This window comes from Mycobacterium ostraviense (genome assembly GCF_002705925.1).
GTDB lineage: Bacteria > Actinomycetota > Actinomycetes > Mycobacteriales > Mycobacteriaceae > Mycobacterium > Mycobacterium ostraviense.
The window spans coordinates 3685698-3707221 of sequence record NZ_NKRE01000001.1 but is presented as its reverse complement, the minus strand read 5'-3'; the positions used below and the strand labels follow the sequence as shown (position 1 = coordinate 3707221).

The window sequence follows — 21524 nt, the reverse complement described above, 5'->3', positions numbered from 1 at the left end:
ACCCTATGCCCCGGGCGACAGAAACGCTTGCAAGGCTGCGGAATAGGCCGCCACGTCGGCAGCGCCCATCAGCTCCCGTGCCGAATGCATCGCAAGCTGGGCAGCACCCACGTCAACGGCGGGGATGCCGGTCCGGGCCGACGCCAGCGGCCCGATGGTCGACCCGCACGGCAGGTCGGCCCGGTGCTCATACCGCTGCAGCGGCACACCGGCCTGCCGGCAGGCCATGGCGAACGCCGCGGCGGTACGTCCGTCGGTGGCGTATCGCAGATTCGGGTGCACCTTGAGCACCGGCCCGGCGTTGACTTCGATGAGGTGGCCCGGCTCGTGCCGATCGGGGTAATTGGGGTGAGTGGCATGGGCCATGTCGGCGGACGCCAGCAGCGACGCCGGCAGCAGCCGCAGGAAGTCCTCCCGGGTACCGCCGGCAGCCAATACGATCCGTTCCAGCACGGTGCCCAGCAGGTTGGACTGCGCGCCGCGGTCCGAGGACGAGCCGACCTCCTCGTGGTCGAACATCACCAAAACCGGCAGCACATCGCGCGGTTGGGCGGCCAGCAATGCTTCCAGCCCGGCATAGCAACTGGCTTGGTTGTCCAGCCGCGGCGCGCTCAACAGGCCGCTGCCGGCTCCGATCAGCGCCGCAGGGGTCAGGTCATGGGCCATCAGGTCGGCGGCCAGCACGTCGGATGCGGACACTCCGGCGCGGTCAGCGACATAGTCGACAAAAGCACCGGGCGTCGCACCAACCCCCCAGACCGCGTTGACATGCCGTTGGGGATCCAGCGTCAGCGACTTACGGTCCTCGGCCAAGTGGATGGCCAGCTGCGGCACCCGAAGAATCGGCTCGTCGATGCGGACCAGCCGGTGACACACCGCGGAGCCGTCTCGCACCGACAGCCGCCCGCTGACGCCCAGGTCGCGGTCCAACCAGGAATTGAGCCACGCCCCGCCGTAGGGCTCCAGCGCCACCACCCGCCAGCCGGCGACCAGCCGGTCCGGGTGCTGCTTGACCCGCAAATTGGGGCTGTCGGTGTGCGCGCCGACGATCCGGAACGGCACGGGGGTGGCGGTGGCGTTATCGCTGTTCCAGGCGACCAGCGAGCCGGCCCGGACGGTGAAGTAACGGCCCGGCTGCTGCGGCCAGCGGTCGGTTTCGCTGAGTTCGGTGTATCCGGCGTCCAGCAACCGCCGCGCCGCGGTGGCGCACACGTGAAACGGCGACGGCGAGGCGTCGACGAACTCGCAGAGGCCTCGCGCACTAGCTGTGGGTGTGGGCCCGCCGGACATGCTCACCATCATGGCTGTCGGGCGCTGCCTGGTTCACGCTAGGGTCGGCAGAGTGCCTCCAGTTCAGCCGCAACCCATCCTCGTGCCGCTGACGCCGGCCGCGATCTTTCTAGTGGCCACCATCGACGACGGTGGTGAAGCGGCCGCGCACGACGCGCTGGCAGACATCTCGGGATTGGTGCGCGCGACAGGGTTTCGCGACCCGGCCAAGCACTTGTCGGTGGTGACCTCGATCGGCTCGGACGCGTGGGACCGGTTGTTTGCCGGCCCGCGGCCGGCGAAGCTGCATCCGTTCGTCGCGCTGCACGGGCCGCGGCACCGCGCGCCGGCCACCCCGGGGGACATGCTGTTCCACATTCGAGCCGAGAGTATGGACGTGTGCTTCGAATTGGCCGGGCGCATTCTCAACGCGACGGCCGGCGCCGTCACCGTGGTCGACGAGGTCCACGGATTCCGCTTCTTCGACAACCGCGACCTGTTGGGTTTCGTCGACGGCACCGAAAACCCAAGCGGCGCAATCGCTGTCAGCGCCACCACCGTCGGTGACGAGGATCCGGAGTTCGCCGGCGGCTGCTACGTGCACGTGCAGAAGTATGTTCACGACATGCGGTCCTGGAACTCGCTGTCGGTCACCGAGCAGGAGCGGGTGATCGGGCGTACCAAGCTGGAAGATATCGAACTCGGCGATGACCTGAAGCCGGCCAACTCGCATATCGCGCTCAACGTCGTCACCGACGACGACGGCACCGAGTTGAAGATCGTGCGGCACAACATGCCGTTCGGCGAGGTCGGCAGGGGCGAGTACGGCACGTACTTCATCGGCTACTCACGCGCGCCCGAAGTCACCGAACAGATGCTGCACAACATGTTTCTGGGCGATCCCGCCGGAAACACCGACCGCATTCTGGATTTTTCCACCGCAGTCACCGGCGGGTTGTTCTTCTCCCCCACCGTCGACTTCCTCGACGATCCACCGCCGCTGCCCCAATCACCGGCGCCCGCTGCGGCGACCGTGGCGGCCCCCGACGACGGTTCACTCTCGATCGGCAGCCTGAAAGGAACCTCCCGATGAACAACCTGTACTGCGAACTGGCTCCGGTCACCGAATCAGCTTGGGCCGAAATCGAATTGGAGGCCACCCGGACGTTCAAGCGGCATATCGCCGGGCGCCGGGTGGTCGACGTCAGCGGTCCCGGCGGGCCGGTCGCCGCGGCCATCAGCACCGGTCGGCTGATCGACGTGACCTCGCCCACCGACGGCGTCATCGCCCACCTGCGTGCCAGCAAGCCTCTGGTTCGGCTGCGTGTCCCGTTCACCTTGTCTCGCAACGAGATCGACGATGTCGAGCGTGGTTCCCAGAACTCGGACTGGGACCCGGTGAAGGCGGCCGCCAAAAAGCTGGCCTTCGTCGAGGACCGCACCATCTTCGAGGGCTACCCGGCCGCGTCGATCGAGGGCATCCGCAGCGCCAGCTCGAACCGCCCACTGACCTTGCCCAAGGACCCGCGCGCAATCCCGGATGTCATCTCGCAGGCGTTGACCGAGCTGCGCTTGGCCGGCGTCGACGGGCCGTATTCGGTGCTGCTCGCAGCCGACGTCTACACCAAGGTCAGCGAGACCACCGAGCACGGCTACCCTATCCGCGAACACCTGAACCGGCTGGTCGACGGCGATATCATCTGGGCGCCGGCCATCGACGGGGCTTTCGTGTTGACCACCCGCGGGGGTGACTTCGACCTGCAGCTGGGCACCGACGTCGCGATCGGGTACACCAGCCACGACGCCGACACCGTGCAGCTCTATCTGCAGGAAACCCTGACCTTCTTGTGCTACACCGCCGAGGCTTCGGTCGCGCTCAGCCCACCCTTGGAATAAAGCGTGACTCCGAGCTTGCCGATCGGGATGCCAAAGCGCGCGTCGTCGGCCGCGATACGGACATCGCCGGCGGCGATGAGTTTGCAGCCGCCGCCTACGGCAAGATCGCGGATCGCCGCGATCACCGGAACGGGTAGTGCGGTCATGGCTATGAGGCAGGCTGCCGTTGCGCACCCGCCGCCCGCGCCGGCTAAGCGACTGACGACACCGTGCTCACGCTTGCCGAGCCGGCGTCACTCGGCAGTCCGGTTTCGGTCTGGTCGGCGGTCACGACCCATCGACTGATCCTCCATACGCCTTGCTGCTTGATCACGGTGAAGTCGTAACAGCCGGTGAGATCGGCAACGGGCGAACCACCTTGCCGGATCGAGAACACTTGGACATAGCAGTACCCGGTAGCTTCATCAGCGCTTTGGCCGGTGAACCACAACGAGTTCAAGGCGTGACGCCGTTTGTTTACCGACGCCCTGAAACCCGATTTCCGCACCGAGAGCAACCGCAGCACCGTATCGATGTCCGCCGTAAGCTCGCGGTTGTCGTGCAGCAAGACAAGTTCCGGCGAATCCGTGAACAAGGCACGAAAGTCATCAAGCCTGTCTTGGTCGTAGGTGTAGGCGTAAGCGCCGAACAAGTTCATGATTGCCAGTCGATCTGCGGCGTCGAAGTTCACGCCCCCGACATCTGCGACCGGCGCGGATTGTGGTGTCAACATTGATCGATCTTCCCTTTCGAATTTTGTGAGCTCGGTGTCTTCGACGTGGGTTCTGCGGAAAAGTTGTGCAGCCCAAGGGTTCCGCGGTGCTTTCGGATGATGGTCATGCAACAGGACACCGGCGGGTGCCACCGCATCAGTGTGGCGGCCCGCCCGCTCCCGGCGGTCCGCCAGCTCCCGGCGGCTGGCCCCCTGCCGGCTGTTGGCCGCCCACTTGGCCCGAAGGTCCGCCGTGCCTACCCCGAGGCCCGGCCTGCTGACCCGGAGGACCCGCCTGTTCACCTGGAGGCCCGCCCCCCGGCCCGGGCCCGACGTCCTGCGTCGGGGGCGGAAGCGGCGGGCCGGGGTCGGCGGAGGCTGCCGCGCTACCCAGCGGGTCTGTCGCCAGCGACACGCCAACGGCGCAGAGGACACCGGCCGACATGATGCGAATCTTCGACATTCCGAACACCTTTCGAGGTTGGCCGAAACGAGCCCACGACAATCTTGCGATCGTCGACGCTGAAACGTCCGTGACACACTGTGATTCACAGTGGCGCCGAGGACGGCTCCGCGCCCGGCGGCATCGTCGCCCCGGTCTGCTTGCCGTTTCCGGCGGCAGCTGCATGCACGCGGTTCACTTCCACCCACAATTTGTCGTCAGCAGTTGACAATAAGAGATGCTAGGTCCACGCTTCTTATGTTGTCAAACATGATTGACATAATCGTTACCGTGAGATCGCCGAGAAGTCGAAGGTGCCGTTGGCCGCCGTCGCGTCGGCCGGCCACGTCCGGGCCGCCGCAGTGGCTCCACCGCGTGTGACGACGGCCGTCGGCAAAGCCGATCGCCTATGCTGTCGAACGTGGCGGCCAGACCCAGTACCCGAGCACCGCAGACAGAACTCGGCCTAGCGCTGCGGATTGCCTGGTGGAGCTATTCCCGGCGAATTGATGTCGAGATGGAGGCCGCGGGTTTTCCGGATCTGCAGTTCCCGATGATCTACGTCTTCGCCCTGTATTCCCAGCCGGAGCCCATGACGATCTCCCAGATGGGCCGGCAGTTCAGCGTCAGTCGCCAGGCAGCCAGCAAGGTCGTCGCCGACTTGCGCCGCCGCGGCTACGTGCACGTCACGCCGTCAACCACCGACCAGCGCGAGAAGGTTGTCGAGCTGGCACCGAAGGCCATCGAGTACGTCACGGCGCGGCTGCGCAAAGCGGCTGCCCTGGACCGGGCGATCCGCAAACGCCTCGGTGACGACGGCCGCAACGAACTGATCAGGCTGCTGGGCGAACTTGGTGCAGTCGCCAGATCGAAGCTGGATTTCGATCCCGGCATGTTCCCGGTCAAAGAGCCGGGCTGGTATTAGCAGTTAGCCCGAGCGAAAGCCGAGTGCGCCGCCGGTGACCCGGCCGTCTCAGCGGTGGAAAAAGCCCGAGTGCCCACTATCGGTGCCGGGGAATTCACTGATGTTTCCGACGCCCGAGTTGCGGATACCGATATTGAAGAAGCCCGAGTTCTGGAATCCCACGCCATTGTTGACACCATTGAAGAAGCCCGAACCTCTATCGCTTGAGTTATAGAAGCCCGAGCCGCCGAAGCCGAAGTTGTTGAAGCCCGAACCCAACGGCCCCAAGTTACGCCCACCAGACGACTTCTCCGCGGCGTTGGTGAAGCCTGAGGTATCGTCGCCCTGGTTGAAAAAGCCCGAGGTGCCGGTGCCCAGATTTCCGAAGCCGGAACTCTGGCCGGGCCCGTCGCCCACCTGCCCGATGGCCGTGTTCAGATTGCCGGAATTGAAGCCACCGGTGTTGATATTGCCCGAATTGCCGAACCCGGTGTTTGTAGCGCCGGCATTGAAGAAGCCGGTGTTGCGCTCACCCGAGTTGAAAAAGCCGGTGTTCCCCCGGCCCGAGTTGAACATGCCAGTATTCTCGTTCGCCGAGTTGAAGAAACCCGTGGCGTTACGGCCGGAGTTGAACGCACCCGTGGCCTCCCCGGCGGTGTTGCCGAAGCCGGTATCTTGCAGCCCGGTATTCCAGAAACCGGTGACGGTGCCGCCCGTGGTTTGAAAGCCGGTATTGTTTGTCCCCGATATCTCAAAGCCGACGTTGGCAAAGCCCGAGTTGAAGAAGCCGACGTTGTTGGTGCCGGAATTGAAAAAGCCGATGTTTCCGGTGCCCGAATTGCCGAACCCGATGTTCCCGCTTCCCGTGTTGAGCCCACCGATACCGATCTGATTGTCTCCGGTGAGCCCGAAGCCAATGTTCCCGTTCCCGGTGTTTCCGAAGCCGATATTGCCATTGCCGGTGTTGCCGAAGCCCCAGTTCGAATCCCCGGTATTGCCCGAACCCCGGTTGAAGCTGCCAGTGTTTCCACTACCGATGTTGTTGTGCGCGGGGCTGTTCGTGGGGCCCACGTTGCCGAAACCAACGTTCCCATCGCCCTTGTTGCCCCCGCCAATATTCCCGTTTCCTTCGTTGCCGAAGCCCACATTCTGGGTGCCGCTGTTGCCGCCGCCGACGTTGCTGGTGCCCGAGTTGCCGCCGCCCACGTTGCTGTCACCGCGATTGCCGCCGCCCACGTTGGAACTGCCGGTGTTGCCGCTGCCCAGGTTGGAGCTGCCGGTGTTGCCGCTGCCCACATTGGAATTGCCGATGTTTCCATTGCCCACGTTGGCGTCACCATGGTTTCCGTTGCCCACGTTGCCGCTGCCGTTGTTGCCGACGCCGATGTTCTGCGGGATCCCCAGTGCGCTGGACAGCGACTGCTGCCAGGACGTCAGCTGCGCTGCCGCCGCCGAGGCACCGGCGTGGTAGCCGGCCATCACGCCCACATCCTGGGCCCACATCTCCGCATAGGCGCCTTCGACAGCCGCAATCGCCGGGAAGTTCTGCCCGAACAGGTTCGACAACACCAGCGACACCACCCGAGAGCGGTTGGCCGCCACCGCCGCGGGGTGCACGACGGCGGCCTGCGCCGCCTCGAACACCCCCGCGACCGCCCGGGCTCCACCTGCCGTCCCGGCGGCCTGCGCCGCTGTTGCGTCAAGCCACGCCGCATACGGGGCCGCCGCGGCCGCCATTGCCGCCGCCGCCGGACCCTGCCACGATCCGGCGGTCAGGCTCGCCGTCACCGCTGAGAACGAGGCCGCCGACAGGCTCAGCTCCTCGGCCAGCGCATCCCAGGCGCCGGCCGCCGTCAGCAACGGCGCCGGGCCCGCGCCGGCGAACATCAGCGCCGAATTGACTTCCGGCGGCAACAACGCAAAATTTGGCGACATCATGACTCCTCTACTCGCCAGGAGCGGATGCACCAAACTTAGTCTCGCCGGACGGCGATAATCAGCAAATCTGCAAACCTGTTGCCGGCGTGCCGGTCTGGCGTCAATTCGCGACGAGTGCGGTTGCCGGAGGCATAGCGTCGACAAGAACCGGCGAAGGGACTGGGAGATGCCCGACGATTCCCACGGCGACGTGGTGCTCGGCGCCGGCCCGGTGGGGCAGAACGCCGCGGACCGCTGCAGGTTGTCGGGTCGGCGCGCCGCGGTGGTCGAGAATGAACTGGGAAGGGAGTGCTCATGGTGACCTCGGACGCATTTCACCCGGAATTCCCCAGCGGCGCAACGCCGGCTACCGCCGCGCGCAACCGGGTACACCACGTCAGATCATCCGAAATCAGTCCCGATACCGCACAATCGGAGGGAATGCGGCGATTCGCCGCGCTCAGCGGACGTTCCGTCGGCGCCGAGAAGCTGTGGATGGGCGAGACGCACGTCTCGCCCGAAACGGCGTCGGCCAACCACCATCACGGTGACTCCGAAACCGCAATCTATGTACGAAGTGGCCACCCCCAGTTCGTGTTTCACGATGGCGTCGGGGAAGTGCGGATCTCGGCCCGGCCCGGTGATTACCTCTTCATCCCGCCGTATCTGCCGCACCGGGAAGAGAACCCGGACCCGACCACGCCCGCGGAGGTGGTCATCGCGCGCAGCACCCAGGAGCCGATCGTGGTCAACCTACCGGGGCTGTATCCGCTCTGAACCGGCCGCCTCGTCGAGTGGGCTGAGCACGGTGACCGCGATCGGCTCACTCAGCAAGGTGGTGGTGTTCCACTACCGACCCGATCGGTACCGGTTCTCCGTCACGCTGCCGCGAACGCTGCCCGAGCCAGGCGCCGGAATCATCGAAAGGCCGTAATTCACATGAACATTGCCGGATCGAATGACCCGCACTTCGGACTTGTCCTGGCGCTGACGGTCAACGGGCTGGCGGTCAGCAGCTACCCCGATATGGTCGCCGTCTCGAGGGCCGCAGAGCACTACGGGTTCGATTCCATTTGGCTCTGCGATCATTTCCTGACCGTCAGCCCGGACGACTACGTCAAGGACGCCGGCATCGGCGGCCAATCCAGTGAAGCCGGCCGGGACGCACGGCCGACAACGCTGCCCCTGCTGGAAGGCTGGACGGCCTTGACGGCGCTGGCGCGCGACACCACCCGGCTGCGCTTGGGCACCAGTGTGCTGTGCAACTCGTATTGCCATCCCTCGGTGCTGGCCAAAATGGCCGCCACCCTCGACGTGATCTCCGAGGGACGCCTCGATCTGGGATTGGGCGCAGGCTGGTTTCAGCGCGAGTTCGAGGCCTAAGGCATTCCGTTTCCGCCCGTGGGTGACCGACTACATCGACGCCGACCATCCGCTGGTCCGGGCGACGGCAACTGCGCTGGTGCCCGGCGCCGCATCCGATATCGAGCGGGTCGGACGCATCTATCACTACGTGCGTGATCTGCCCTACGACATCCTTGCCGCATTCCGCTACCTCGCCCGGGGCGAACACCGGGCCAGCGACGCGCTCCGGCACGGTGTCGCCTTCTGCATGGGAAAGGCGAGCATGTTCGTCGCCCTATGCCGAGCGGTGGGCGTGCCGGCCCGCATCGCCTTCCAGACGTTGAGCTCCCCGGACAAGGAGTTTCTCTCCCCGGAGGTCCGTGCCCTGTGGGGAGGCAAATCCGGCAGGCCGTAGCCGTGGCACTCCCTCGGCGAAGCCTATCTCGGCAACCGATGGGTCAAGCTGGACGCCACCATCGACGCGACGACGGCGGCGCGGCTGGGCAGACCCTACCGGCGCGATTTCGACGGCATCACCGACATTACGACAGTGGCGGGTCCCATCCTGCGGGAAAACGGCAGCTACGCCGACTACCCCGCCGACGTCGCCCAATGGTACGCACGGGTCGCAGGAGCAGTGTTGATGCCTTGGAGTCCAGTGACTTTCACGCTCGCGTAGCCGACGACGTCGAACTGTGGGCCGGCCCTCGGCGGGAAGCGGTGGCGCGTCGGTCGCCGGGTTCGAGATGTTCACTCAGCGAATTCTCAACAGATTCTTCGTATCCGGCTACCTCGTCTCCCAGCAGCAACCAAGGTACCGCCGCCAGCATGAGTCCATGACGACTTCGCCACTGGGTGAGCCACTGTCGACGAACCTGGTCGAACACTACTTACGCACCCGCGGAAAGCGGTACTTCCGCGGCCGGCACGACGGTGAGTTCTTCTTCGTTGCAAACGCTTACCCGCGGAGATTGCACATCCATCTGGAGATCTCGCTCGCGCATCCGGACGTGTTCACCATTCGGGTGGCTCCCGCATACTTTTTCCCCGCCGCGGACCGCGCCCGGCTGGCCCAGTTCGCCGACCTGTGGAACGCCCGGAATCACGCAGTCACCGCAATCGTGCACGGGTCTTCCGATCCGCAGCGCGTCGGCGTAACCGCCTGCAATTCCCAATGGATTCCAGGTCCCGTCTGGTTCAACGAGTTCGCAGATAACGTCGACCGCGCCCTCGACGCCGCGGTGGATCTGTTCGGCCAGTTGAGCCCGGTTGCCGGGTTGCCACAACCCACAGCGCCGTTGCTGCTCGATGCGGGGTGAGGCTGGTAAGTCGCTGGAACTTGTTAATTATTACGGTGATTCGTCTGCCTTCGGCTGGCTCGCGTACAGACCGCCGTCGTCCGCACATGCGGCCCCCGCCTTGGCTTGGCCAGTCGAGTCCGCTTGCCGTGGCCACGCGGCACTACTTGCCTGCCAACCTCCCACGTCGTCTGTTCGCCTGCGCCACTGGCCTGCACAATTTCGGCTGAAGAAAGGATGCCGTGCGGGAATGACTTCGCCAACTCGCACAACCCAGCAGCGATGTTCACTGGCTCGCCGATGACAGTATAGTCGGATCGTTCGTAAGCACCCACGTTGCCCGCCAAGACTATTCCGGCGGCGACGCCGATGCCGGCCCGGCATTCGGAACCTCGGCGGCGAGCCGGTGTGCAATGGCTCGTGCGGTGGCCAGCGCGTCGGTTTCTGGTGAACAGACACTCGCCGGTGCGCCAAAGACCACCAAAGTAACGTCGCCCTGGAACTTGTTTATCAGGCCGTGGCGGCGCCCGACTTCCTCGACGATGACGGCGAAGAAACTGTTGAGCAGTCGGACGACTTCGGTCGGAGGCCGGGCCGTCACCAAGCGGGTGGAACCGATGATATCGACGAAAAGAGTTGCTGCATGGCGTTCTTCACCACTGGGTTCGATTTGTTGTCCTGCGGCAGCGGCAGCTCGCCGAGTTCAGTTCCGTCGACCGCCTCCGACTAGCATTCGAGGTCGCCGGAATCCACGCGTGGCAGTGCCAAATGCACATCTCGCACCGACGTTGCGGTGAGCCATCCGGTTTATCACTCCGGGCGTTACCCTTCGCTGTAACGCTCTGACATACGGGTTCGGTTCGCAGCGGGTGCGGATTTGGGCACCAGGCGCCGATTCCAGAGCGCGCCGGCGGCGCGCAGCGCGCGGGCAGTGACGTGCCGTTCGGCCGGGAAGCTGGTCCGGATGTGTGCTCGACGGCATCAGTAATCACATGAGCCACGTCAGTACCGCGGGCTGGCTATAACGCGATTCCCAAGTGCGCTAGCACCGGCGCTTTCACAATTGAGAATCACCTGTTGGTCAGTCGCGCAGCGCCTTCCGTCGACCACCGGATGCAGGTGTTCGAGCCATGCCCGGGGATTCGTGCGCACCGTGCGTCGCACTTATCGCTGCCGACCGCAAATCGACGACCTCTCCGAAGCGATCACCACAATCCACGAACTGCGCACTAGCCTGATACAAGTCGGGTTGGTTTCGGCCGGCATGTGTCGTCGGCAACCACCGCAGGTCCGCTGAACCAGCGTCGATTGCGGGCCGCGCCGGTTGCGTGGGCGATAGGGCCGACGTGATCGGACGAAGTGCACGACAACAAGTTCCGGTGTCATGTGCAGCGCCGACATCGGTCGGCCTCAGGCCACCAGCACCGCGTCCAGCACCGAATAGAACAGGCCAAGACCGTCGTCGGATGGACCGGTCAATGCCTCGATCGCGTGTTCAGGGTGGGGCATCAACCCGACCACCCGACCGTCGGCCGAGCTGATGCCGGCAATGTCGCGCAGTGAGCCGTTGACGTTGTCGTGGTACCGAAACACCACCCGCCCCTCACCTTCCAATTCGTCCAGCACCGCGTCGGGTGCCACATAACGGCCCTCACCGGACTTCAGCGGCACCAGCACGTTGGCGTCCGGTTCGAAACGCGATGTCCAGGCCGTCGACGTGGACGCGACCCGCAGCCACACATCACGGCAGACGAAGTGCAACCCCACATTGCGGGTGAGGGCGCCGGGCAGCAACCCGGCCTCACAGAGCACCTGAAATCCATTGCAAATACCCAAAACCGGCATACCGCCTGCGGCAGCGGCCACCACTTCGCCCATCACCGGTGCAAAACTGGCGATCGCACCCGCGCGCAGATAATCGCCGTAAGAGAAGCCGCCGGGCACCACGACCGCGTCGACTCCCTTGAGATCGGCATCCGCGTGCCAAAGGCTCACCGCCTCAGCGCCCACCTGCCGAATCGCGCGCGCGGCGTCCACGTCATCGAGCGTGCCCGGAAACGTGATGACCCCGATCCGAGCTGTCACTGCGGGTCCCGGCTAATCGTCCAATCCTCGATGACCGTGTTCGCCAGCAGCGATTCGGCGATTTCGGCCAGCGTGGAGTCGTCGACGGAATCGTCGACCTCGAGCTCAAATCTCTTGCCCTGCCGCACATCCGAGATTCCGGCATGACCGAGCCGGCCCAACGCACCAACGATTGCCTGACCCTGCGGATCGAGAATCTCCGCCTTGGGCATGACATGCACGACCACCCGCGCCACCGGCGCTCCTCCTCAGATCCGATTGCTCGGGCCCAACTCTACCGGCGGCAGCTGCCGCGCCGTGTCCCAGGCGCGTTGAGGCTACTCCCCGCAGTACGTGGCCTCGACCGTCTGCTCGCCGAGAACCTTCATTTCCCTGATTCGGAGCTGGTCAGCCAACCCCTTTTCCTGAATGACCGATTGCAGGCGATCGTAGAAGTGCCGTACCAGCCCTTCGAAGGTGGGCGAAAAGTCCACCGTGCACAATTTGAGTCCGCCCTTGCGCGCCACCGCGGCGATGTCCTCGTACAGCGGGTCCTTCCTGTCCACCACGAACGCGTGGTCGACCTCGTCGAGGATCGGCCGGAATGCATTCTCGAGTAGATCGGTATCCAAGAGGAAGTATTGCTCGTCAAGACTGTCTCCGACGAGAGTCACCGAGACAAAAATCGTATGTCCGTGCAGGTTGGCACATTTGTTGGCCACCAATTCGGGAGTGTAAAGTTCACTGCCGCCTCTGCTGGTGCGCATGTCGTGGGTCCAGGTGCGGTGACCCATTTCCAGACGGATAGTTTGTTTGATCGTATACGGCATGAACTGCTCCCTGGCTGTGATGGAGACACGACTTGGCTAATTGAGTCCGTAGCTGGCTTTGAGAGTCGACGCGCATTGGAGTTCCACCCGCCTCAACACGCAGCCCGAAAGCCTGAGCTGGCTGTTCACCCTTTTATAGATGTGCTCGACGAGCCCCTCGATCGTGGGGTTGAAATCGACCGTATACACCTTGTCTGCCACGTCTGCCAGCTCACAGACCTTGAGGAAGTCGTCGTATATCGGGTCTTGGTCCCAGATAATGAAGGAATGGTCTAGATCGCTTATTATCGGCTCGACTATGACGGCCAGCTCATTGGTATCGAACACGGTTTTCATATCATCCAGCTGGGCCTCATATTCAAGGATCAGTCTTAGCTGCCAGGTATGGCCGTGGATGGTTTCTTCTTTTTTGTAGTTGAAGCCCAGAGAACGATGGCCCGCGTCGAAACGAAAAGTCTTCTCGATCGTATGGCTCATGGTTCGACACCTCCGGAGGGCAAGCTAAGACGTAGCTAGGATTGTCGAGCTGTGAGACGACCTCCCGTCAGCGTCACGGAGTGAATATTAGATCCACTTCCAGGCAAGGCCAAGCTTTTCGGTCAAATCCAACGACATGATGCAGGAGGCCATCGTGCGATTCTTCGACTTCGTCGGTTTAGCCTGAATCCAGCGGTGGACTCGCGTGGTGTGTACCGGTTGAATTTTTGATCTTGATTTGGGTTTGGCCACAATCCACCGACGCGAGTGGCGTACCCCGTTGAATATTTGATCTTGATTTGGGGGTCGTGCATAACTATGCCGCCGGTCTGCCCAGCCGTTACTGTTGATTCCTGGTCGCCGGAGTCGGTCGTGCCTATCAAGGAGTGGTTGGTCTACCGATCGCGTTGTGCCACAGCGCGACTGGGCTCAACTTGGGTCCTGGCTACCATCGGGAGCGGCCCAAGTCGAGCCCTGAGCCACCGGGCTTCCAGCCTTCATGTGGGCGCCCGCTGCCCAACCTCACGCGACGCCGCCGGCGCCGGCGGTGCTGCCGGTGCCAGATTGGCCGGGATTGCTTCGGCCGGCTCCGCCCAGGTCTCCGAGTTTGCCATTGCCGGCCGACCCGCCGGCGCCGCCCTGACCGCCGGTCCCGCTGTTACCACCGGCACCCCCGGCGCCGCCGGCCCGTGCCATGGCACCCACACCGGCCGTGCCGCCCCTGCCGAACAACCAGCCGCCGTCGGCGCCGTTGCCGCCCGGCGTGGTGGCGTTGGCGCTGTTGCCGATAAGCGGGTGAGACAGCAGCGTCTGCAGCGGCGACGCGTTAGCAGCCTCTGCGACGGCATACGAGCCGGCACCGGTGCTGAGGGCTTGCACAAACTCGTGATGAAACGCCGCGACCCGTTTCGCCAGTGCCTGATAGCCCTGGCCGCGCTGAAAAAACAGCGCGGCGACGGCCGCCGAAACCTGGTCGCCGGCCGCGCTCACCACCGCAGCCATCGAAGCCGCGGCTGCCGCGTTCCCCGCGGCCAGCGAGGCGCCGATCCGCCCGACGTCGGCGGCCGTCGCGGCCACGATCTGCGGCACAACAAGTACGTGCGACATCCGGCACCTCGTAGCCGCGCCCGGCATCATCGATGCAATCCGTATCAGTAGCCGGGGTCGTAGCCCGAACTGCGCAGTTGGTTTGATGTTTCGCGGCGAACTCGCGATTTGTGTCCAGGGAATCCTTGGTCGCTAAGGCTTCGGGAGTCGGCTGGAGTCTTTAGACGGCTTTGGGCAGCCTCCGGGCATTGTCGATGCGTTTTGGAATGTGCGTGACGATGAACAGCTTGGACTCATTTCCCGGAGACACCCCGTTCGGGACAACGCGCCGTAGAACTGGGGACACACTCCCGCTTGTCCTGAACCGTTAAGAAGTAGCCTTTCCGTCGAATCGTGTGGCCTTGTGCTGTCGCACATCACCGCGGCGCCGCGGATCCGCGCGCGACAGGATCTGCACATCTTGGTGAAAACCCTCGTCCGACAGGAGTTCTCCTGCCCACAACAACCAGGCGCCGGTTGCCTGCGGGCTGCGCAGACCTATTCGCCGCTGTAGGTGGCCTCCACCGTCAGTTCGCCGAGCACCTTCATTTCCTTGATTCGGAGCTGGTCGGCCAACCCCTTGTCCGCGATAACGGCCTGCAGGCGGTCATAAAAGTGCCGCACCAGACCTTCGAATGTGGGCGAAAAATCCACCGTGCATAGCTTGAGCCCACCCTTGTGCACCACCGCGGCGATGTCCTCATAGAGCGGGTCGTGCCGGTCGACCACGAAAGCGAAGTCGAACTCGTCCAGGATCGGCCGGAATGCCTGTTCCAGCAGGTCGGTATCCAAGAGGAAATACTGCTCATCAAGACTGTCCCCGACCAGAGTCACGGAAACAAAGATCGTGTGGCCGTGAATGTTTGCACATTTATTGGCTATCAAATCCGGTGTGTAGAACTCGCTGCCACCTCTACTGGTGGGCATGTGATGGCTCCAGGTGCGGTGGCCTATTTCAACACGGAATGTTTGTTTGATGGTGTACGGCATAACCTGCTCACTGATTCCTTCTATGTGATGCGCAGGGGCGCAAGGTGTTTGATTCAATCGAGGGGGCCGGTACGTCGATGCGAATAACCTCCGGATTGCCTGAAACGTGCAGTCAGCGAATTAAAGCGCCAGTTACCTCCGATCATCGATACGCGGGGATGACCTTTGCGATAGTGCGGTCGAAATCAACGCAGTGATACTAGATGCAGGTCGATACGGGACCAAGGCCCGCCCTAATCGGGCAAGCGTACGAGGCGCGGCAGCGCCCCCATAAGTAAGCGCCAATTCCGTTCAGGAAACCAGGATAAGCCGCTGGCCACCCAGCTCTGCCAGCCGGCGTTGGGCCTGCCCGTCGGGATCGAGGGCGGCTTCGCTCATTGGCGTAGTGGCGCTGATATCGAAGGGCGCACCGGCATTGGTGGATGCGGCCCGGGCCCGACGCGCCGCGTCGAAGAACTGACCGATCCGCGGGTGATCAAGTCGCACGTTAACGCCATCGCATCGGGCACCGGCTATCGAGGCCAGGGCGACGCTGTTGATTCCGAGCAGCACCGGCGGGCGGGGCGACGGCAACGGAAAGCCTGCCCATTTATCGGCTCGATGCGGGTCCCACAGAACGTCGCAAAGATCCAGCACGTCGCAAAGGCGATCGTGTCGCTCCCGCATCGAATGGTGCAGCGGGAAGTCGAGCAGCTCATGCTCTAGCGCCCAGGGGCTACCCGGCGCGGCACCGGCGCCAAGACCGAACATGAAGCGCCCGCCGCTGATCTCTTGCAGTGAGGCTGCCGCAGCGACCGTCACCCCCGCCGGCCGATTGGCGGCATTCACCACCAGGGTGCCGATGCCTATCGCGGACGTGGCTGCCGCCAAGGCGCCGGCCAGTGAGAAGCATTCCAGCATCCGAGGACTCGATAGCACCGCACCCGACATGTGGTCATAAACCCACGCGGTGCCATACCCTTCCGCTTCGGCCCGCAGCACGTTGTCTCGCAGCTCTGGCCAGGTGTGCGTCGCCGCACTGTAGACAACGTCGAGTCTCAACATGAGCCGACCCTACCGTGTGCCGGATTCATACGCAGCAAACTAATTGCGGCAGGCCGAGTTCCGCCAGCGCGCGAGTCCGCGGCTACCCGGAAGTGCCGCCGTGGCGATCCTCGACGACCACCGAGCCGCAGCTCGTCACCTGGGCACCGAGGCGAGTCTGGACTGGGCACCTCTGGCCGTGCCCGTGCGGCTGCGACGCGAACATCCCCGGGGGACACGCATCGGTGCGGACCGCATCGGGGCACAATCGTGGACATGCAACTGACGCATTTCGGGCATTCCTGCCTGCTCGCCGAGTTCGGCCGCACCAGCGTGCTTTTTGATCCCGGCACCTTCGCGCACGGCTTCGAGGGGATCACCGGCCTGGCGGCAATCCTGATCACCCACCAACATCCCGATCACGTCGATGCCGCGCGGCTGCCTGCGCTGCTCGAGGGCAACCCGGATGCGGCGCTCTATGCGGATCCGCAAACCGCCGCGCAGCTGGGCGCGCCGTGCCGGGCGGTGCACGTCGGCGACGAACTGGCGGTCGGCGCGCTGACCATCCGGGCCGTGGGTGGTCAGCACGCGGTGATCCACCCGGAAATTCCTGTGGTGGAAAACATTTCGTATCTGGTCGACGACGGTGATCGCCGCGCCAGGCTGATGCACCCCGGTGACGCGCTGTTCGTGCCCGACGAGCCGGTGGACGTGTTGGCCACTCCGGCTGCCGCGCCGTGGATGAAGATCTCCGAGGCTGTGGATTATCTGCGTGCGGTCGCACCGGCTCGGGCGGTGCCGATCCACCAAGGGATCATCGCTCCCGACGCACGCAGCATCTACTACGGCCGGCTCACCGAGATGACCGACACCGATTTCCAGGTGTTGCCGGAGGAAAACGCGGTCGCCTTCTAGGGCGAGACGCAATAGCCGCTGACGCCGGGCGTGCGGGGGCTTTTGCTGGGGCCTCTGGGGCCTGTTGAAGGTCGCCGCTACGTGATGTCCGCGGCGACTCCGCGGCCGGCGGCGCGGCCGGAGAAGATGCAACCACCCAGGAAGGTACCCTCCAGCGCCCGGTAGCCATGTACGCCGCCCCCGCCGAATCCGGCGGCCTCGCCGGCCGCATACAGCCCTGTCAGTGGGGTGCCGTCGGGCTTGAGGACCCGCGCGTCCAAGTCGGTTTCGATGCCGCCCAACGTCTTTCGGGTCAGGATGTGCAACTTGACGGCAATTAGCGGGCCCGCCTTGGGATCGGTCAACCGGTGCGGCGCCACCACCCGCCCCAACCGGTCGCCCCAGTAGCCGCGGGCGGCGCGAATCGCGGTGATCTGGCCGTCTTTGGTGAACTTGTTGGCCACCTCACGATCGCGTGCCGTGACCGCGGCTTCCACCGTCGCGTAATTCAGCGGATCGACCTCGGGCAACTCGTTCATCGCGGCCACCAACTCAGGCAACGAGTCGGCGCTGACGAAATCCACGCCGCGGTCGATGAAGGCCTGCACCGGCCCCGGTGGTCCGGACCGGACCCGCGACCGCAGGAGCTGACGCACGCTTTGCCCGGTCAGGTCGGGATTCTGCTCCTGACCGGACAGGGCGAATTCCTTCTCGATGATCTTGGCGTTCAACACAAACCAGGTGTAGTCGTAACCGGACTGGGTGATGTGCTCGAGGGTGCCGAGCGTGTCGAAACCGGGATACAACGGGACCGGCAACCGATTGCCCGCCGCGTCCAGCCACAGCGAGGACGGGCCGGGAATGATCCGGATGCCGTGATCGGGCCAAATCGGGTCGTAGTTGGTGATGCCCTCGGTGTAGTGCCACATCCGGTCGGGGTTGATCACCCGCGCTCCGGCTTTTTGGGCGATGCCGATCATCCGGCCGTCGACGTGTGCCGGCACCCCACTGAGCAGCTGCTTGGGGACGCGGCCCATCCGCTTCGGCCAGTTCTTGCGCACCAGATCGTGATTGCCGCCGATGCCACCGCTGGCCACGATCACTGCCGACGCGCGGAATTGGAACTTGCCCAGTGCTTTTCGCGACGACGGCGCGCCGCGCGGTTCGTCCGACGGCTCCAATACGGTGCCCCGAACGCCGGTTACGGCGTCACCTTTGACGATCAGCCGGTCAACCTGGTGCCGGTGCGCGAAGCGCACATTCGGGCGGTCCCGCAGTTGACGGGCGAAGATTTCGACCAGGGCGGGTCCGGTGCCCCAGGTGATGTGAAATCGCGGGACCGAGTTGCCGTGGCCCTGCGCGTCGTAACCCCCGCGCTCGGCCCAGCCCACCAGCGGGAAGATCTTCAGTCCGCGGGCCCGCAGCCAGCTGCGCTTCTCCCCCGCCGCGAAATCGACGTAGGCATGGGCCCATTGCTGCGGCCAATGGTCCTCGGGCCGATCAAAAGCGGCCGTCCCCAGCCAATCCTGTAATGCGAGCTCATGGCTGTCGCGGATGCCCAGCCGGCGCTGCTCCGGGCTGTCGACGAAAAACAGGCCGCCGAACGACCAGAACGCCTGCCCGCCCAGGTTGGCGCTGTTCTCCTGATCGACGATCAGCACGTGCAAGCCGCGGTCCGCCAGTTCGCAGGCGGCTACCAGGCCGGCCAGGCCCGCTCCGACGATGATCGCGTCAGCCGTAAACCCGTCCGACACGGGCCCCGAACCTACCGAAGCATCACTCATGTCGGTACAGGGTAGTGCCACCGCTCCTGGCGGCTGACCCTGCGGCCGCGCGTGAGCTAGGCGGCGTCGAGCACAGCCCTATTGGCCCGCCATTGATACACCGTCGGTGTGCAGCCGTGCATCATCGACAGGTCGATGGCATCCAACATGGCCTGGCGCGGACCGGACTTGGACAATTGCCGGGCCGAAACGGCGACACGCACCACGCCGCCGCGTCGCGCGATTCGTTCGGCCGACAGCACCACCATCCGGCACCACCACGGCTCGGTCAGGAAGCTCTCACCGATGCCCAGTATTCGGGCACGCACGGCGGTCTTGCGGACCAGATCGGTGATCCCGTGATAATCCGCAACCAGCCGAAAACCGTTTCCCGGCAATGCCTTGACGACACCCGGGGACACCACCCAGCCCGGCGCCGCAAACAGCCGGGTACGCAGCCCCAGGTGTTCGAGCACCCGGTCGGCGGCCATCACCCGCAGGTTGGCTTCGTGGGCAAGCAGCGTCGCAAATTCGCCGCGCCGTTTCTTGGTGGCCGCTTCGTCGTAGCCGTGCAGTACCAGGGCGTCGCCACCGGCGCGCCGGACGGCCAGCCACTCGACGGTGCGGGGATCCCGGTCGAGGCGGTAGTCACCCTTGAGGCGCGGAGCAACCAGCAGCGACACCGGCACCGATCGGGCATCCATCTCCGCGCAGAATGCCTCGACGCCGGCCAGGGTACGCTCACCTATTCCCGAGACCGAGACGATCAGTTTTCCAGACACACGTTCAGTTTGCCGATGCCAGGTTTCCGGACGGTGAAGTACACGCAGCCAGCAGGCGGCTATCCAGTGCCTCTGACATGCGGATATCCGGCTCGCCGCGCGGCCGGCCGCCGGGGGCCGAGCCGGTCCCGGCAGCGGTAGCGGTGACACGTGTCGATATGCTCAGCAGCGCCATGGACAAGGCGCGTTCCGCACCGGCCGACGCTGGGCTGCCCACAACTGCCACGGGGCAGCACAGCCCCGGCGAACACGTCTACCCCGACCGGCTCGATGCGCGGCTTTTCCGGATCGCCGGGGTTTGCATGCTGGCCTCGGTGATGTCGATCCTCGACGCCACCATCGTCAGTGTCGCGCAACGCACCTTCATCACCGAGTTCGACTCCACCCAGGCCGTGGTCGGCTGGACCATGACCGGCTACACGCTGGCGCTGGCGACTGTGATCCCGGTAACGGGCTGGGCGGCCGACCGGTTCGGCACCAAGCGACTCTGGATGGGTTCCATCCTGGCGTTCACGCTCGGCTCACTGCTGTGTGCGTTGGCGCCAAACATTCTGGCGCTCATCGCTTTCCGGGTGATTCAGGGTATCGGCGGTGGCATGTTGATGCCGTTGGGGTTCACCATCCTGACCCGCGTGGCCGGCCCCAAGCGGCTGGGACGCATGATGGCGGTGCTGGGCATCCCGATGCTGCTCGGCCCGATCTGTGGGCCGATCCTGGGCGGCTGGCTGATCGGTGCCTTCAGCTGGCCGTGGATCTTCCTGGTCAACCTGCCGATTGGGCTGATCGCGTTCACCCTCGCGGCACTCGTCTTCCCCAAAGACCAGCCCGCACCGGCGGAGAGCTTCGACCTCGTCGGGGTGCTGCTGCTGTCGCCCGGCCTGGCCACGTTCCTGTTCGGGATTTCCTCCATCCCGGGACGCGGCAGCGTGACCGACCGCTACGTGGCAGTGCCGGTGATCGTCGGGCTGATGCTAGTTGGCCTGTTCGGGTGGCATGCCTGGCACCGCGCGGATCACCCGCTGTTGGATCTGCGGTTGTTCACGAATCGGGTGTTCGCCCGAGCAAATCTGACCTTCGTGACATTCGCCGTAGCCTATTTCGGTGCGGCGCTGCTGCTGCCGAGCTATCTCCAGCAGGTTCTGCATCAAACACCGATGCAGTCGGGGGTGCACCTGATTCCCAACGGCCTCGGAGCCATGCTGACCATGCCGTTCGCCGGCGCCTTCATGGACAGGCGGGGACCGGGCAAAAGCGTGCTCGTGGGCCTCACGCTGATCGCCGCCGGACTGGGCATCTTCGTTTTCGGCGCGTCCAGGCAGGCGGACTACCTGCCGACGCTGCTGGTCGGCCTGTTGGTGTTGGGCATGGGGACCGGTTGCACGATGATGCCGCTCTCGGGCGCCGCGATCCAGACACTGGCTCCGCGGGAGATTGCCCGGGGGTCGGCGGTGATCAGCGTCACCCAGCAGGTCGGCGGCTCGATAGGAACCGCGCTGATGTCGATGATTCTCACCAACCAGTTCAATCGCAGCGAAAACATCAGTGTGGCAAACAAAATCGCTGCCCTGCAGCAGCAGGCGGTCAGACATGGCGTCGCGGTTGACCCGTCGGTGATACCGCAGCAGGCCCTTGCCCCCGACTTCGCAAGCCGGGTATTGCACGACCTTTCGCACGCCTACACGGTGGTATTCGTGATCGCGGTCGTGCTGATGGTGTCGACACTGATCCCTGCGGCGTTCCTGCCCAAGACACCGGCGGGCACCGCGAGCATTTGAACGCAAATCGCTCAGGGTTCGCAACGTGACGCTGCAGTCACGTTCGGGTCCGAATGTGACTGCGGCGTCACGCTCGCGG

Annotated in this window: 21 protein-coding genes and 5 pseudogenes; 11 read left to right on the top strand and 15 right to left on the bottom strand. The window is 64.6% G+C overall.

Annotated features, from left to right (window positions below):
• Nucleotides 1-3 precede the first annotated feature (3 nt).
• On the bottom strand, nucleotides 4-1290 hold the full coding sequence (locus CDN38_RS17265) for a M18 family aminopeptidase (protein ID WP_075510083.1): 1287 nt from the start codon (nucleotides 1288-1290) through the stop codon (nucleotides 4-6).
• Nucleotides 1291-1342: 52 nt separating this feature from the next.
• Between CDN38_RS17265 and CDN38_RS17260 the strand changes: the two genes are divergently transcribed.
• Both CDN38_RS17260 and CDN38_RS17255 read left to right on the top strand, forming a co-directional pair.
• The gene (locus tag CDN38_RS17260) at nucleotides 1343-2362 is read left to right on the top strand and encodes a Dyp-type peroxidase (protein ID WP_075510059.1); all 1020 of its coding nucleotides are present in this window, start codon (nucleotides 1343-1345) and stop codon (nucleotides 2360-2362) included.
• Entirely contained in the window at nucleotides 2359-3165 is an 807-nt protein-coding gene (locus tag CDN38_RS17255) for a family 1 encapsulin nanocompartment shell protein (protein ID WP_075510060.1), read from the top strand. The genes CDN38_RS17260 and CDN38_RS17255 overlap by 4 nt, the downstream gene beginning before the upstream one ends.
• Here the strand turns inward: CDN38_RS17255 and CDN38_RS17250 are convergent.
• The 3 genes from CDN38_RS17250 to CDN38_RS31900 form a co-directional block, all read right to left on the bottom strand.
• Nucleotides 3120-3311 carry an enoyl-CoA hydratase/isomerase family protein gene (locus CDN38_RS17250; protein ID WP_075510061.1) on the bottom strand — a complete coding sequence of 64 codons (192 nt, stop codon included), beginning with the start codon at nucleotides 3309-3311 and terminating at the stop codon, nucleotides 3120-3122. The two genes, CDN38_RS17255 and CDN38_RS17250, sit on opposite strands and share 46 nt — an antisense overlap.
• Before the next feature lie 44 nt (nucleotides 3312-3355).
• Complete coding sequence (locus CDN38_RS17245) at nucleotides 3356-4009, bottom strand: nuclear transport factor 2 family protein (RefSeq protein ID WP_142361292.1); 654 nt, start codon at nucleotides 4007-4009, stop codon at nucleotides 3356-3358.
• 395 nt (nucleotides 4010-4404) lie between these two features.
• Nucleotides 4405-4530, bottom strand: a complete 126-nt coding sequence (locus CDN38_RS31900) for a hypothetical protein (protein ID WP_267888233.1) — start codon at nucleotides 4528-4530, stop codon at nucleotides 4405-4407.
• A 189-nt stretch (nucleotides 4531-4719) separates the two neighbouring features.
• Between CDN38_RS31900 and CDN38_RS17240 the strand changes: the two genes are divergently transcribed.
• Nucleotides 4720-5223, top strand: coding sequence for a MarR family winged helix-turn-helix transcriptional regulator (locus CDN38_RS17240; protein WP_233026915.1), 504 nt, complete (start codon nucleotides 4720-4722; stop codon nucleotides 5221-5223).
• A gap of 48 nt (nucleotides 5224-5271) precedes the next feature.
• Here the strand turns inward: CDN38_RS17240 and CDN38_RS17235 are convergent, their stop codons facing one another.
• A complete protein-coding gene (locus CDN38_RS17235) occupies nucleotides 5272-7137 on the bottom strand; it encodes a PPE family protein (protein ID WP_075510084.1) in 1866 nt (621 codons plus the stop codon).
• 169 nt (nucleotides 7138-7306) lie between these two features.
• Between CDN38_RS17235 and CDN38_RS30955 the strand changes: the two are divergent.
• From CDN38_RS30955 to CDN38_RS17205, 6 genes and pseudogenes are all read left to right on the top strand, one after another.
• Nucleotides 7307-7438: pseudogene (locus CDN38_RS30955) on the top strand (hypothetical protein); the annotation flags it as partial.
• Nucleotides 7435-7896 carry a cupin domain-containing protein gene (locus CDN38_RS17225; RefSeq protein ID WP_075510064.1) on the top strand — a complete coding sequence of 154 codons (462 nt, stop codon included), beginning with the start codon at nucleotides 7435-7437 and terminating at the stop codon, nucleotides 7894-7896. The pseudogene CDN38_RS30955 and the gene CDN38_RS17225, both read left to right, overlap by 4 nt.
• 52 nt (nucleotides 7897-7948) lie before the next feature.
• A pseudogene (locus CDN38_RS17220) lies at nucleotides 7949-8053 on the top strand (Rv0792c family HTH-type transcriptional regulator); the annotation flags it as partial.
• 11 nt (nucleotides 8054-8064) lie between these two features.
• Nucleotides 8065-8499, top strand: a pseudogene (locus tag CDN38_RS17215) (LLM class flavin-dependent oxidoreductase); the annotation flags it as partial.
• Between the two features lie 25 nt (nucleotides 8500-8524).
• Nucleotides 8525-9303 (top strand): annotated as a pseudogene (locus CDN38_RS17210) (transglutaminase-like domain-containing protein).
• On the top strand, nucleotides 9300-9782 hold the full coding sequence (locus CDN38_RS17205; RefSeq protein ID WP_075510065.1) for a hypothetical protein: 483 nt from the start codon (nucleotides 9300-9302) through the stop codon (nucleotides 9780-9782). The pseudogene CDN38_RS17210 and the gene CDN38_RS17205 overlap by 4 nt, the downstream one beginning before the upstream one ends.
• A 23-nt stretch (nucleotides 9783-9805) precedes the next feature.
• On the opposite strand, the pseudogene CDN38_RS17200 reads toward CDN38_RS17205, so the two are convergent.
• The 8 genes and pseudogenes from CDN38_RS17200 to CDN38_RS17165 all read right to left on the bottom strand — a co-directional run.
• Nucleotides 9806-10562: pseudogene (locus tag CDN38_RS17200) on the bottom strand (adenylate/guanylate cyclase domain-containing protein); the annotation flags it as partial.
• 609 nt (nucleotides 10563-11171) lie between these two features.
• Nucleotides 11172-11846 (bottom strand): phosphoribosylformylglycinamidine synthase subunit PurQ, encoded by a 675-nt coding sequence (gene purQ, locus CDN38_RS17195; RefSeq protein ID WP_075510067.1) that lies wholly within the window; start codon nucleotides 11844-11846, stop codon nucleotides 11172-11174.
• Entirely contained in the window at nucleotides 11843-12082 is a 240-nt protein-coding gene (gene purS, locus CDN38_RS17190; protein WP_036406575.1) for a phosphoribosylformylglycinamidine synthase subunit PurS, read from the bottom strand. Before purS ends, purQ begins: the two co-directional genes overlap by 4 nt.
• A gap of 81 nt (nucleotides 12083-12163) precedes the next feature.
• Nucleotides 12164-12655: a 6-pyruvoyl trahydropterin synthase family protein gene (locus CDN38_RS17185; protein ID WP_082277039.1), complete on the bottom strand. Its 492-nt coding sequence runs from the start codon at nucleotides 12653-12655 to the stop codon at nucleotides 12164-12166.
• Between the two features lie 36 nt (nucleotides 12656-12691).
• Nucleotides 12692-13132: a 6-pyruvoyl trahydropterin synthase family protein gene (locus tag CDN38_RS17180; RefSeq protein ID WP_099319086.1), complete on the bottom strand. Its 441-nt coding sequence runs from the start codon at nucleotides 13130-13132 to the stop codon at nucleotides 12692-12694.
• A 522-nt stretch (nucleotides 13133-13654) separates the two neighbouring features.
• Nucleotides 13655-14239: a PE family protein gene (locus CDN38_RS17175; RefSeq protein WP_099319085.1), complete on the bottom strand. Its 585-nt coding sequence runs from the start codon at nucleotides 14237-14239 to the stop codon at nucleotides 13655-13657.
• Between the two features lie 477 nt (nucleotides 14240-14716).
• Nucleotides 14717-15208, bottom strand: coding sequence for a 6-pyruvoyl trahydropterin synthase family protein (locus CDN38_RS17170; protein ID WP_082277040.1), 492 nt, complete (start codon nucleotides 15206-15208; stop codon nucleotides 14717-14719).
• Between the two features lie 291 nt (nucleotides 15209-15499).
• The gene (locus CDN38_RS17165) at nucleotides 15500-16252 is read right to left on the bottom strand and encodes an LLM class flavin-dependent oxidoreductase (RefSeq protein WP_075510072.1); all 753 of its coding nucleotides are present in this window, start codon (nucleotides 16250-16252) and stop codon (nucleotides 15500-15502) included.
• Nucleotides 16253-16507: 255 nt separating this feature from the next.
• On the opposite strand from CDN38_RS17165, the gene CDN38_RS17160 reads away from it, so the two are divergent.
• On the top strand, nucleotides 16508-17146 hold the full coding sequence (locus CDN38_RS17160; protein WP_075510073.1) for an MBL fold metallo-hydrolase: 639 nt from the start codon (nucleotides 16508-16510) through the stop codon (nucleotides 17144-17146).
• 77 nt (nucleotides 17147-17223) lie between these two features.
• On the opposite strand, the gene CDN38_RS17150 is transcribed toward CDN38_RS17160, so the two are convergent.
• On the bottom strand, nucleotides 17224-18930 hold the full coding sequence (locus tag CDN38_RS17150; protein WP_099319083.1) for an FAD-binding dehydrogenase: 1707 nt from the start codon (nucleotides 18928-18930) through the stop codon (nucleotides 17224-17226).
• A gap of 35 nt (nucleotides 18931-18965) precedes the next feature.
• Nucleotides 18966-19670, bottom strand: coding sequence for a DUF2334 domain-containing protein (locus CDN38_RS17145; RefSeq protein WP_075510075.1), 705 nt, complete (start codon nucleotides 19668-19670; stop codon nucleotides 18966-18968).
• Between the two features lie 158 nt (nucleotides 19671-19828).
• Here CDN38_RS17145 and CDN38_RS17140 point away from each other — a divergent pair, with 158 nt between their 5' ends.
• Nucleotides 19829-21445: a DHA2 family efflux MFS transporter permease subunit gene (locus CDN38_RS17140; protein WP_180276422.1), complete on the top strand. Its 1617-nt coding sequence runs from the start codon at nucleotides 19829-19831 to the stop codon at nucleotides 21443-21445.
• The last annotated feature ends 79 nt before the right edge of the window (nucleotides 21446-21524 follow it).